Source organism: Pseudoalteromonas sp. S1727, from assembly GCF_005886375.1.
Lineage (GTDB): Bacteria > Pseudomonadota > Gammaproteobacteria > Enterobacterales > Alteromonadaceae > Pseudoalteromonas > Pseudoalteromonas haloplanktis.
This window is the reverse complement of the sequence record NZ_PNDT01000109.1, coordinates 1-12,704: the sequence shown is the minus strand read 5'-3', so window position 1 is coordinate 12,704 and position 12,704 is coordinate 1. Positions and strand designations below refer to the sequence as shown.

The following is a 12,704-nucleotide window of genomic DNA, read 5'->3' as shown; positions in this document are numbered from 1 at the left end:
TTTATTTATGAACCCTGTGTTTGCACTATCCCGAATTACATTAAAGCCAATTACTCACAAAGATTGTAGTGCGCTTTGGGGGATTTTATCTGATCCGCTAGTTGCTCAATATAATGACTATTGTGTACCAATTACACGAAATGAGGTAAAGCAATTGATCCAAGATGATATTTCAGGTATGTATGAAGGGCGCTCTTTACGGTTTGCATTGTATTTAATAAATACCTCCACTTTAATTGGCTGTATTGGTTTATATGATATTGAGCAGGAGAGTGCTTGGTTAGGTTTTGAATTATCTCCAGAATATTGGGGAAATGGCTTTATGTCTGAAGCATTAGCATTTATGCTAACAAATATGAAAACCGTGACAGGGCTGTTAAACAACGATAACTTAAATATCATGAATCTACATGCAAAGGTGGCACTGGAAAATAGCCAAAGTCAGCAATTACTGCGTCGCTTTAAATTCACACATATAGAGAGTAAGCATTGGATGTATACATTTTAAATCATATTTTGTTACATAACTTTTGTTTAAGTCAGAGTACAGAAAGGGTACATTTTTTAAATCAATCTACACCTAAGCGTTATGATGACTTTATTGGAAAAATTTAATCGAACTTTAATTAGTCGTGTTTTGTGTATAGTAACCCTGACTGCAGCTGCCGTTGTTATTTATAAATATAAGGCACATTACACTTCAAATTTCAAAGATGTGACTATTTATTCGCAGGTGTTGAACGAAAATAGAAAAGTATTTATTCGTTTACCGAGTAGTTTTGAGCCAAAAAAACGTTACTCCTTGATTATTAGAACCGACGGTAACTTTAATTTAGCGCAATGGGATTCTGTAATGGCTGAGTTACCCGCTCAGCAAGACACAATTTTAGTGTCGATCCCTAATCAATTTTGGACCGATACGAGAAATCGTGATTTAGTCCCGCCGTATGCACGCCAAGATGTAAATACCCAGCCGAGACCTGCAAATGAAAATGCGCCAGAAATATTTGGTCAAGCTGATAAGTTTTTAACTTTTATAGATAGTGAATTATTACCTTATTTAGAGTCTCACTACAATTTAACTAATAATCGCGTATTATCTGGTTATTCAGCTGGTGGCAGTTTTGTTTTATACACGATGAGCACTAAGCCTTGGTTGTTTAATGGTTACTTTGCATTTAGCCCAGCGGCTTGGTATGACGATATGACTGTAGTGACAGAATTCAACCAGTTCTTATTAGAGCGTAAAGCTCAACAAGCTAGTACACAGCCCTTATTTTTATATCTTACTGTAGGTGGTGATGAGCACCCTTTAATGTTGAGTGCGTTTAATTTGCTGCAAGAGAAACTTACTATGAATGCTTCGAACATTTCCTGGTATAGTAAGGTTAATAAAGGCCTGAATCATTCTACCAACCCAATACATAGTGTAAGACCAGCGTTAGCTGTTTATAATTCGCAATGATATGAATTATTTAAAAGAACACATCATACCCTATAGTCTAACCTGAAATCTTAACTACAAACCTAATAATGACGTTAGTTATCAAAAGAAGGTAATTAAATTATTAAAGTGATCAGAGTAGGGGAAGAAGAGTAAAAGTTTCCAGCAACCCTGACAAAACTCCTACTATAAATGCAGCATACGGATTAAGTTATACTCAGTATCAGCGCAGTACTGTAAAATTACAACAGCCTGCGCTAACAAGCCCTTACTTCACGAAATGAAAGTAATACTGAGTAATTAACTAACCTATTTCGTAAAAAAGCGCGAACGGCGAGGCTTAATAATTTATAAGTAGAGCACACGTTAGCTATAAAATTATTAGTATGACGTTATGCGCCGCGCAATTTATAAAGGAGTAGTGACGTTAGAGTTAGCAACGATCACTTTATTGAATCTAACTCATCGTATTTGATCAAATGACAGAGAGCTTATTAGTGAGCTGACGTAACATTTTTTCCGGTTGTGGGTTTTGTTCATTTAACCCTGAAATTACCGTCATAAAGTAACAATCCAACATAACGGTTGCTTTAATATCATCAAACTCAGGTTGTTCACTGAACAAACGCTGTTTGAACTCATTTAGTTGCTGCTCGAAAAAAGTAGTTTGCCAAATCATATCGCTTATTAATATCTTACTAAACTCTTTATTGTTGCAATAAAATTCAAACAACGCTAAGGCATAATGTCGCAGTTTTAAACGCGGGGCATGCTGGGTATCTGTTAGGCTTGACTGATGAATAATAACGTTAATTTGTTGCTGCATACCCGCTTTAAGTATGTCAATCTTATTCTCAAAATGACTAAATACCGTACCTACTGCAACGTTTGCTGCTTTGGCTATTTCTCGTGTTGATGTTTGCTCATAACCTTGTTCTAAAAATAACAACCACGCACTTGTTAGAATTTTATTATAAGTCTTTTCTTTTTTATTCATTTATTTCAGCATCTTAAAATTTAATACAGCATAGTAATGGATTATACATTGTAAAAATGACTGCGCTCAATTATATTTATGAGCATGCTCAATTTTAAAAGGATGTCATATGAATACTATTAAGCTCATCATAGGTTACCTGTTATTTGTTCCGTTTATTATTTTTTATTCTTACATGTTAGGACCTGTACTGAAAGCAATTTTATTGCCCGGTGGCATGCTGTTGTTGTGGCTCATACTTGGTCCAAAAGCGGGGTGTTTGGCGTTTAAACAGGCATTTTTTAATCAAAATAAGCGAAAAAAATAGGCACGTTTTATACAGTTAGGCTGGTTTAGCATAATAGCCAGCCTAACTGCTAAAGCTTATAAAGTGTAATGGAACCCGATCGCAATACCATCGTCTTCTGATAAACCCATTTGATACTCTTGCTCTTTATCTGCACTTGTGAAGTCACTAAAATCTTTACGTGCCTCTATGTACACTATGGTGTCTGCATCAAATAAATAGTGGATGCCAAAAACACTAAATTGACGTTTAAAATTGTCATTAGGATCGGCATTAAAGTTCGGTTGTATAACGTAATCTGTCCCAGCATCAAATATGTTATAAGCGACAAATGTACGAATGTCATTTTCAAATCGATAGGAAAGTAACGACTCTAAACCCACTGCATCTTTGATCAATCGGCCTAAATTATCGGTATCGTGATTCTCGTTTTTATTAATATTAGCCGCAAAATAGATACCTTTACTGTCAAAGTTTCCCCAGGTTACCCCTGCGCCATAAATAAAATCATTGACTGATTGAAGTCGACCACTTGTGTAGTTAACATTTAGCTCGCCGCGGTTAAACCCTGCGGTGAGTTTCAAGTCTGTGTTTACAGAGTAGGTAACAGCAGCTCCATAGGTAGAATTAAACTCTACTTGTTGGGCAATATTGCTGCCATTTTCCCACAATGTTTGGCAAGCAGACTCTGAAATAGCCTCAATATCACAAGTGTAAAAGTCATTATTTTTAAACTGCACCTGAGCTACAAAGCTAAAATCGCCATAATTATTTCGATACTGCAATAACTTATCGCCTCGTCCGGTGCCGTTAATTGCGCCATCATCTTTATTATAAGTGTAAACACCGGCGGCATTACCATCCCAAACTAAGCTGTAATTGGTGCTGTACACAACGTCGTACCATGCGCCCCATTGTTTTCCAACGGTTACTTGACCATATTTTTCATGGGCAATACCCACATAACCTAAGCGGTTGTATAAGAACTCATCTTGAATAGATTCAAAGCGATTGTTATACAGGATATCACTACTACCAACAGGGTTTACCCCCCATTCAAGTAATGCCAGTGCAGTCCATTGATTTTTAAGTTTGCGACTAAAATCAAAACTGATCCGTGATGCACCGTTAACTATTTCTGTCTGTCCCTGAGTATGAATGACTCGGGCGTCGATAAACCCGCCAATGGTCACGTTATTTGTGCCGTCGTCGTATAGCTCAACAGCACTTACATTTGGAGCTACTACGATGCTAGAGGTGAGGATCAGTCGTGCTAACTTGTTCTTCATTCCGTTTTGCCTTGTACTAAAATTCGTATCTTTTATAGGTATGGGCGCAGCCTAACAAAGCTAAATTTAGGGTAAAGTGAAAAAATATCATCAAAAAACAATAGAGGAAATTTGAAAACCACTTTTCGACTATTCTGTAAGCAAGTGTAACAAATTAAGGGTTAAAATGATGATTACTAAAGCGCGTTGACATCAGTTTAGTGCTTTACTTTTTAATTACAAGTTAGGGGAAGTGGACTTGTAGCCCAGCTAATAATACATGGAAAAATTGACCATAATCATATAGACTTCGGCCAATTTTATTTTATGATTTCCCCGTTGGAGGGTAGCGCTATCATTAGTACAGCTAATATCACCATGCAATTTGGTGCTAAACCATTATTTGAGAATATTTCTGCTAAATTTGGCGAAGGTAACCGTTATGGTTTAATTGGTGCAAATGGATGTGGTAAGTCAACATTTATGAAGATCTTAAGCGGTGAGCTTGAGCCTTCTGCTGGTAATGTCAGTACCGATCCTAATGAACGCGTTGCCAAGCTGAATCAAGATCAGTTTGCTTACGAGGAATATTCTGTTGTTGATACTGTGATCATGGGCCACAAAGAATTGTGGGCGATCAAACAAGAGCGTGACCGCATCTATAGCTTACCTGAAATGAGCGAAGAAGATGGTATGCGTGTTGCTGATCTAGAAACCGAATTTGCTGAAATGGACGGTTACTCTGCCGAGTCTAAAGCTGGTGAGTTACTGATGGGTGTGGGTATCGATACGGCACAGCATTATGGCCCAATGTCTGAAATCGCTCCAGGTTTTAAATTACGTGTATTGCTTGCTCAGGTACTATTTTCAGATCCTGACATCATGTTACTCGATGAGCCTACCAATAACTTGGATATTTACACCATCAAGTGGCTTGAAGATGTATTGAATCAACGTGATTGCACTATGATCATCATTTCCCATGACCGTCACTTTTTAAACTCTGTCTGTACGCACATGGCAGATATTGACTATGGTGAGCTACGTATTTACCCAGGAAACTACGATGAGTATATGTTTGCAGCAACTCAAGCGCGTGAACGTTTATTAAGCGAAAATGCGAAGAAGAAAAGCCAAATAGCTGAACTACAACAATTTGTATCACGCTTCTCAGCCAATGCGTCAAAAGCGAAACAAGCGACATCGCGTGCTAAACAGATTGATAAAATTCAGTTGGATGAAGTGAAAGCATCTTCTCGCCAAACGCCGTTTATTCGTTTTGAACAAGAAAAGCAATTATTCCGTAATGCCCTAGAGTTAACCAATCTAGCACAAGGCTTTGATGACATGCTTTTCTCTGGTCTTGAAGGCTTAGTTGAAGTTGGTGAGCGCATTGCGATCATTGGTGAAAATGGTGTTGGTAAAACCACATTATTAAATACGCTAGCTGGGCGTTTAGCACCAAAGCAAGGTGAATATAAATGGTCTGAAAACCATAATATTGGTTATTATGCACAAGATCATGCTGATGAATTTGCAACAGATATGAATTTATTCCAGTGGATGGAACAATGGCAACAAGAAGGTGATGATGAGCAAGTTGTTCGTAGCTTCTTAGGCCGTATGTTGTTTTCACAAAATGATATTAAAAAGTCTGTAAAAGTGATTTCTGGTGGTGAGCAAGGTCGTATGTTGTTTGGCAAGATCATGATGCATAAGCCAAATATCTTGTTGATGGATGAACCAACTAACCACATGGATATGGAATCAATCGAAGCGCTCAATCTTGCACTTGAAGCCTATGAAGGCACTCTGTTATTTGTTTCTCATGATCGTCAATTTGTATCGTCAATTGCCACCCGTATCTGGGAAATAAAAGACGGTAAAATCATCGATTTCCGAGGCACTTACTCTGAGTATTTAGCGAGTAAAGAAGCTTAAGAGTTATTTATTAATAAAGCCATGCATGTCATGGCTTTTTTATTGTCTAATGGTTGCAAATTCATAATTATTGCCTTGTCTAAGTGGTTTTTAATGCTAACTGAACCTCGCATCTTGAGGAGGTTTGGGTATATAATACCGACCATAAATGCGGACATTAGTCCGCTATAAGTATTAAAACTATTACTGAGGAGTATTTATGACTGTTGGCATTATTATGGGTTCCAAATCAGATTGGCCAACGATGGAACACGCAGCAACCATGCTAGAAAAGTTTGGTATAGCATACGAAACTAAAGTTGTCTCAGCTCACCGTACTCCTCAACTTCTAGCTGATTACGCAAGCTCAGCTGCAGAACGTGGTATAAAAGTGATTATTGCTGGTGCCGGTGGTGCAGCGCACTTACCGGGTATGGCTGCTGCATTTACTTCTTTACCTGTTCTTGGTGTTCCTGTGAAGTCTAAAACATTAAATGGCATTGATTCGTTGTTGTCTATTTGCCAAATGCCAAAAGGTGTGGCTGTTGGCACTTTAGCGATAGGTGATGCAGGTGCTGCCAATGCAGGTTTACTTGCGGCACAAATTTTAGGTTGTCAGCAACCTGAAATTTTTGCCAAAGTTGAAGCATTCCGTAAAGAACAAACCGAGACTATTTTAGCTAATCCTAATCCAGCAGAGTAATATGACTATCTTAATTTTAGGCGCTGGCCAATTAGCTCGTATGATGAGCTTGGCTGGTGCGCCACTGAATTTAAATGTAGTTGCCTATGATGTGGGCAGCGAACAAATTGTTCATCCACTTACTGGACAGGTGTTTGAGACAACTTTGGCACAAGCAATCGTGGACGCGGATGCAATCACAGCTGAGTTTGAACATATTCCTGATGATGTACTTACACAATGTTGTGCCAGTAATAAGTTTTATCCAGGTAAAGCGGCAATCAAAACTGGAGGCGATCGCGCTCTGGAAAAAGCGTTACTTAGCAAAACGGGTGTTCAATGTGCACCATATCAGTTAATTACTGAAAAAGCGCATCTAGAGCAAGCAGTTGCTACCTTAGGTAAGCCTCTAGTGATCAAAACCTGTCAAGCAGGTTACGATGGTAAAGGGCAGTGGCGCTTAAAATCTGACGATCAAATTGAACAGATCTGGTCTGAAATGGCTGATTTTATTGCCTCAGGAACACCGCAAGCTCCGCACTCAATTATTGCTGAGCAGATGATCCCATTTGACCGTGAAGTATCTATCATTGGTGTACGTGATAAACGTGGTAATACTGCAATTTATCCTCTCACTGAAAACCAGCACACCAATGGTGTTTTAACGCTATCAGTGGCTGGTAAAGAAAAATCAGCAATTCAACAACAAGCTGAAGATGCATTTAATAAGCTTGCCAGCGAACTTGATTACGTTGGCGTGTTAGCTATCGAGTTTTTTGATGTTGACGGCCAGCTATTAGTTAACGAAATTGCACCACGTGTACATAACTCAGGTCATTGGACACAGCAGGGCGCACATTGCAGTCAGTTTGAAAATCACATGCGCGCAGTTGCAGGTCTACCACTAGGTTGCACTGAACTTCAGCGGGTCACTGCGATGATCAATGTGCTTGGGCAGTCAGCTATCCCTGATCAAGTACTGAGTGTGCCTAGTGTCACCAGTCACTGGTATGGCAAAACGGCTAAACCGGGACGCAAAATGGGGCATATTAATGTCTCAGCAAATAACCTCCATGAACTTGGAGAGCGTTTAGCGAAGCTTACAGAGTACCTTCCTGAGGATAAGTACCCCGGAGTATTAGCCGCTAGTACTGCGCTGATTTTAAATTAATCATAAAAAGCCGAGTTTATCTCGGCTTTTTATTGATCTTCACAGCGTTATCGTCATGTTATCGTATTTGCTTTTTTTATGGCGTTATTTATGTCAGGCTGCATCGCATTCGATACTGCAATTTTTAGCAGTTGGTAGTTTATATTTCAGCCTGTGCTTTTCATTTTGGTTACACTAACAGTAAAGTTTGTTTCTAAGGAACAGTATGCTTTTCTCAGACAGCATTAAAAAACCTTTTTATCTCATTTTATTGGGCTTATGTATTACACCCATGATAGGCGGTGGTACAGCGCTCATTCTTGGTGCCTTGTTTGCCATTATATTAGGTAACCCCTTTTCTGAATTATCACAAAAAGCCAGTAAATGGATGCTTAAAGCGGCTGTTGTCGGCCTCGGCTTTGCAGTTGATTTTAATCAAGTCATTGAAGTTGGCCGCAGTTCTTTGGTATTAACTATTGTCAGTATTACAGCCATTATTGGCTTAGGTGAAATATTAACGCAAGTATTTAAGTTAAATCGTAATACTGGGGTGTTAATTTCTTTTGGTACTGCGATATGTGGCGGCAGTGCCATTGCGGCTATGGCCCCAGTAATTAAAGCCAAAGATCACGAAGTGGCTGTTGCACTTGGCGTGGTGTTCTTATTAAATGGCGTGGGCTTATTGCTGTTTCCTTCAATTGGCCATTACTTTAATTTAAGCCAAGAACAATTTGGTTTATGGGCTGCATTGGCAATTCATGATACCAGTAGTGTAGTCGGAGCGTCAGCCGCGTATGGTGCAGTAGCGCTAAGTATTGCCACAACGGTAAAACTGACCAGAGCGATGTGGATCATTCCTTACACGAGCATTGCTGGGGTGTTTTGGCGCTCTGAAGAGAAAGCCAGTATTCCTTTATTTATTATTGGCTTTTTAGCCGCTGCGTTGATCAATACCTATTTGCCACAGTTTACCGACACATGGCAACTTATTAACACTATAGCAAAACAATTATTAGTTATGACGTTATTCTTAATAGGCAGTGGTTTATCAATTTCAGTATTGAAACAAGCAGGACTTAAGCCCTTTATAATGGCTATTATTTTATGGATAGTGGTCAGTAGTGTGATTTTATTATTAATTGTAGATGGATTCATAATATGAACAGTAAGTTTTGTATGGCTGCACTGACAAGTGCCATGCTTTTTAATGGTTTGATAAACAGTGCAGAAGCCGCAAATACACTGAGAGTGGCAACATTCAATGTCAGTATGGATGCAACAAACTATACCGTGCAAGGTCAAGCAGTAGAGCCGGATGCACTGACAAATGCACTACAAAATAAGCATCCACAAATTAAAAACATTGCTGAGATCATTCAACGTATTCGCCCTGATATATTGCTATTAAACGAGTTTGATTACATCAGTAAAGCGCAAGGTATTGATTACTTTAATGCCAACTATCTAGCAGTAAGCCAAAATAAACAACCCGCTATTAATTATCCGTATACCTATATTGCCCCTGTAAATACGGGCTTAAAAACCCCATTTGATTTAGACCACGATGGCCAAGCCAGCGGTACTAAAGGGGATGCCTTTGGTTTTGGCTTTTTTGAAGGCCATTATGGCATGGCGATACTTTCTCGTTATCCAATAGATTTCGATAAAGTCAGGACATTACAAACATTTAAATATAAAGATATGCCAAATGCCCAAATGCCTATTGACCCTAAGACAGGCGAAAATTGGTATAACCAAGAGCAATGGCAAGAATTACGGTTAAGCTCCAAATCATTTTGGGATTTACCAATTACAGTTAAAGGAAAAACCTTACATGTTCTGGCTTCACATCCTACGCCGCCAGTATTTGATGGTGATGAAGACCGAAACGGCAAACGTAATCATGATGAAGTACGCTTAATTAAAGATTATATTGCTAATGCAGACTACTTATACGATGACAACGGTGTAAAAGGAGGCTTAGCTCCACAATCACGGTTTGTGGTTGTAGGGGACTTAAACGCAGCCCCGGAGGGGGATAAAAAGCGGCCTAATACAACAGACCAATTGTTAAAAAACCCATTGATAAATAGTCAATTCGTGCCAACCAGCAAGGGGGCTAAAACCAGCTACAGTGAAAAATATGCAGCGGCTTATACTGCTTATTGGCAAGCTCGTGTAGATTATGTATTACCTTCTACATATGGAATAGATGTGCACGACGGGGGGGTATTTTGGCCTGTTAAAAGTAGTGAGTTATACCGATTAATTAAAGATCGTAATGCTTCATCAGATCACCGTATGGTGTGGTTAGATATTTCATTGCAGTAAGCTTGTTATTAAACAGCAAAGTTTGGCGATTTATCTGAAATAATTGCTATTACATAGGTGCTTCTGATTAAATTAAGGCAATTCCAATAACCTTACAGAAGCCCTATGATTTTTAAATCTTCTACTAAAAAAACCTTAGTTGCATTAAGTGTTGCATCAAGCTTTATCTTAGCGGGTTGTCAATCAACCGCATCTACGCCAATTGAGCAGCCACAGGCTGCAATCGCAACGGTTGTGGCAACACCTGCTCATACCGGCACTGCAGCAATTACGCTCGAGCAAGCAATGGCTCACCCTGATTGGTTAGGTCGCCAAGCTGAACGTGCTTTTTGGGCCGCAGATTCAAAAACGGTTGTGTATGCGCAAAAACAACAGGGTAATGAGCTAAGAGATTTATACACTCAAGCAGTGAATAGCCAAGCTGCCAGCCAAGTCGCGCTAAATAAATTACATACATTAGGCGCGGCAAATGCTGTTTATTCTGCAGATCGCACGATTCAAGCTTATGTGTTTGAAGGCAACATATTTGTTAAAAATATCAATTCGGGTGTTATTACACAAATTACACACGACAGCGCTAAACAATCTAAGCCACAATTTTTAACCGATGGTAATTTAGCGTACCGCCAAGGTAACACTTTTTATAAAGTGGATTTAGCAACAGGGCAACAAACGGAAATTGTTAATTTACACTTAAGTGATGCGCCGCAAGGTATTGCTGAGCCTGCAACTTATATTGCCAAAGAGCAACATAAACTCATCGATTACATTGCGCTGACGCACAAAAACAAAAAAGATAAACAAGCTCGTAAAGAGCAAATTAATGCACAAAACTCATCGATTGCAAATGCACAATTTTATTTAGGCAAAGGTAATGAGCTGGCTGATGTGCAACTATCACCTAATGGCAAAGCCTTAATTGCCGTGGTTAAAGAAAGTCGTGTATGGCGAGATGAAAGCGATATAATGCCAAATTATATTGCCGGTGATGCAGGTGTCAAAGCTGAAAAAGTACGTCGTCGTGTTGCTGATGAAAAACCAATCTCATCGGAAGTTATTTATATTGATTTAGTTGAGAAAAAGCAATCTACACTGGCATACGATACTTTACCTGGCTTTGATGAAGATGTGTTAGCGGCAGTTAAAAAAGAAAACTTCGCTCGTGAAGGCAAAACCTACGAATCGAAAAAATCACCACGCGCTATTAACTTGATGATGGATTGGGGCTGGAACCAAAGTGCGATTGTTTGGAACAAAGCCGGAACTCAAGTTGCCATTATGCTCGAAGCTTGGGACAACAAAGATCGTTGGTTGGCTACTGTTGATATTGAAAACTCAAAACTAGTTTCACAACACCGTTTACACGATGATGCATGGGTTAACTATGCGTATAATGATTTTGGTTGGTTAAATAACACCGATACTTTGTATTATTTATCAGAAGAGACGGGTTATAGTCACATTTATAAGAAGCCACTAAACGGTAAAGCAACGCAACTTACCAAAGGTCAATTTGTCGTTTCTAACCTTACTCTAACAGCTGATGATAGCGCAATTTATTATAAAGCGAACGTTGAGCATCCAGGCCTTTATGAGATCTATCGTGTAGACCCTGCTAATGCAACGTCTGAGCAAGTGACTAATTTAGACGGCATGACTGATTATAAGTTAAGCCCTGATCAAAGTAAGTTATTGTTAACGCACTCAAAGGTCATGTCGCCTCCAGAGTTATATGTCGCAGATGCGAAAGCTAATACAACAGTCACCCAGCTTACACATACCGTATCTGGTGAGTTTTTAGCAAAGCAATTGATCGCGCCAAAAATTGTTGCGGTTCCATCAAGTCATACAGAACAACCAATCTACGCGAAAGTGTACTATCCTGCTGATTACGTAGAAGGAGAAAGCGGCAAAAACCGAAAAGCCGTTATTTTTAATCATGGTGCCGGTTATTTGCAAAACTCGCACATGGGTTGGTCTGGTTACTTCCGTGAGTTTATGTTTCATTCTCTATTAGCCTCTGAAGGTTATGTGGTAATGGATATGGATTATCGCGCTTCAAAAGGCTATGGACGTGACTGGCGTACTGCAATTTACCGTCAAATGGGCACACCGGAAATTCAAGATTTAGCCGATGGTGTCAGCTGGATGGCTGAGAATGCTAATGTTGATACCGGCTCAGTTGGCACTTATGGGGGGTCGTACGGTGGCTTTATGACGTTTATGGCCTTGTTTACTCAACCGGATTTATTCCAATCAGGTGCTGCACTGCGTCCTGTTACAGATTGGGCACATTATAATGGCCCATACACTTCAAACATCTTAAACCATCCAGATGTTGATCCTATTGCGTACGAAAAAAGCTCACCAATTTATTATGCTGAGGGACTTAAAAATCGCTTATTGATCAATGCACCAATGGTTGATGATAATGTATTTTTCCAAGACTCAGTACGCTTAGTACAACGCTTGATTGAGCTTGAAAAAGAAAACTTTGAAACGGCTATCTTCCCAGTTGAACCCCATGGTTTTGTTCAGCCTTCAAGTTGGTTAGATGAATATCGTCGTATTTATAAGTTATTTAAAGAAACTTTATAAACCGTTAAATAAAAACGCCAAGCTTAAG

General features: G+C 39.3%; 11 protein-coding genes. 9 read left to right on the top strand and 2 right to left on the bottom strand.

All coding sequences use genetic code 11. The annotated features are described in order from the left end of the window. Window positions 1–16: 16 nt before the first annotated feature. Both CWB85_RS19045 and CWB85_RS19040 read left to right on the top strand, forming a co-directional pair. Window positions 17–508 (top strand): GNAT family N-acetyltransferase, encoded by a 492-nt coding sequence (locus CWB85_RS19045; protein WP_171039039.1) that lies wholly within the window; start codon window positions 17–19, stop codon window positions 506–508. 84 nt (window positions 509–592) lie between these two features. Continuing rightward, entirely contained in the window at window positions 593–1,465 is an 873-nt protein-coding gene (locus tag CWB85_RS19040; protein WP_016709715.1) for an alpha/beta hydrolase, read from the top strand. A 454-nt stretch (window positions 1,466–1,919) separates the two neighbouring features. On the opposite strand, the gene CWB85_RS19035 is transcribed toward CWB85_RS19040, so the two are convergent. After that, window positions 1,920–2,441 (bottom strand): TetR/AcrR family transcriptional regulator, encoded by a 522-nt coding sequence (locus CWB85_RS19035; protein ID WP_016709716.1) that lies wholly within the window; start codon window positions 2,439–2,441, stop codon window positions 1,920–1,922. Window positions 2,442–2,550: 109 nt separating this feature from the next. On the opposite strand from CWB85_RS19035, the gene CWB85_RS19030 reads away from it, so the two are divergent. Beyond that, window positions 2,551–2,748 carry a hypothetical protein gene (locus CWB85_RS19030; protein ID WP_138555728.1) on the top strand — a complete coding sequence of 66 codons (198 nt, stop codon included), beginning with the start codon at window positions 2,551–2,553 and terminating at the stop codon, window positions 2,746–2,748. Window positions 2,749–2,804: 56 nt separating this feature from the next. Here CWB85_RS19030 and CWB85_RS19025 read toward each other — a convergent pair whose 3' ends face one another. Next, the gene (locus CWB85_RS19025; RefSeq protein WP_138555727.1) at window positions 2,805–4,016 is read right to left on the bottom strand and encodes a porin; all 1,212 of its coding nucleotides are present in this window, start codon (window positions 4,014–4,016) and stop codon (window positions 2,805–2,807) included. A gap of 333 nt (window positions 4,017–4,349) precedes the next feature. Between CWB85_RS19025 and CWB85_RS19020 the strand changes: the two genes are divergently transcribed. The 6 genes from CWB85_RS19020 to CWB85_RS18995 all read left to right on the top strand — a co-directional run bounded on the left by CWB85_RS19020 (window position 4,350) and on the right by CWB85_RS18995 (window position 12,676). Continuing rightward, window positions 4,350–5,936, top strand: coding sequence for an ABC-F family ATPase (locus tag CWB85_RS19020; protein WP_080571550.1), 1,587 nt, complete (start codon window positions 4,350–4,352; stop codon window positions 5,934–5,936). 199 nt (window positions 5,937–6,135) lie between these two features. Then, complete coding sequence (gene purE, locus CWB85_RS19015; RefSeq protein ID WP_138555726.1) at window positions 6,136–6,618, top strand: 5-(carboxyamino)imidazole ribonucleotide mutase; 483 nt, start codon at window positions 6,136–6,138, stop codon at window positions 6,616–6,618. Between the two features lies 1 nt (window position 6,619). Further along, a complete protein-coding gene (locus tag CWB85_RS19010; protein WP_016709722.1) occupies window positions 6,620–7,768 on the top strand; it encodes a 5-(carboxyamino)imidazole ribonucleotide synthase in 1,149 nt (382 codons plus the stop codon). 205 nt (window positions 7,769–7,973) lie between these two features. After that, window positions 7,974–8,909: a YeiH family protein gene (locus CWB85_RS19005; RefSeq protein ID WP_138555725.1), complete on the top strand. Its 936-nt coding sequence runs from the start codon at window positions 7,974–7,976 to the stop codon at window positions 8,907–8,909. Between the two features lie 14 nt (window positions 8,910–8,923). Continuing rightward, window positions 8,924–10,078 carry an endonuclease/exonuclease/phosphatase family protein gene (locus tag CWB85_RS19000; protein ID WP_138555738.1) on the top strand — a complete coding sequence of 385 codons (1,155 nt, stop codon included), beginning with the start codon at window positions 8,924–8,926 and terminating at the stop codon, window positions 10,076–10,078. A 105-nt stretch (window positions 10,079–10,183) separates the two neighbouring features. Then, window positions 10,184–12,676, top strand: a complete 2,493-nt coding sequence (locus CWB85_RS18995; RefSeq protein ID WP_138555724.1) for a prolyl oligopeptidase family serine peptidase — start codon at window positions 10,184–10,186, stop codon at window positions 12,674–12,676. Window positions 12,677–12,704: the final 28 nt, after the last annotated feature.

Bases quoted from the DNA above. Each gene is read 5' to 3' on its own strand.
- CWB85_RS19040 (WP_016709715.1), top strand. From the start codon at position 593: ATGACTTTATTGGAAAAATTTAATCGAACTTTAATTAGTCGTGTTTTG.
- CWB85_RS19035 (WP_016709716.1), bottom strand. From the start codon at position 2,441: ATGAATAAAAAAGAAAAGACTTATAATAAAATTCTAACAAGTGCGTGG.
- CWB85_RS19030 (WP_138555728.1), top strand. From the start codon at position 2,551: ATGAATACTATTAAGCTCATCATAGGTTACCTGTTATTTGTTCCGTTT.
- CWB85_RS19025 (WP_138555727.1), bottom strand. From the start codon at position 4,016: ATGAAGAACAAGTTAGCACGACTGATCCTCACCTCTAGCATCGTAGTA.
- purE (WP_138555726.1), top strand. From the start codon at position 6,136: ATGACTGTTGGCATTATTATGGGTTCCAAATCAGATTGGCCAACGATG.
- CWB85_RS19010 (WP_016709722.1), top strand. From the start codon at position 6,620: ATGACTATCTTAATTTTAGGCGCTGGCCAATTAGCTCGTATGATGAGC.
- CWB85_RS19005 (WP_138555725.1), top strand. From the start codon at position 7,974: ATGCTTTTCTCAGACAGCATTAAAAAACCTTTTTATCTCATTTTATTG.
- CWB85_RS19000 (WP_138555738.1), top strand. From the start codon at position 8,924: ATGGCTGCACTGACAAGTGCCATGCTTTTTAATGGTTTGATAAACAGT.
- CWB85_RS18995 (WP_138555724.1), top strand. From the start codon at position 10,184: ATGATTTTTAAATCTTCTACTAAAAAAACCTTAGTTGCATTAAGTGTT.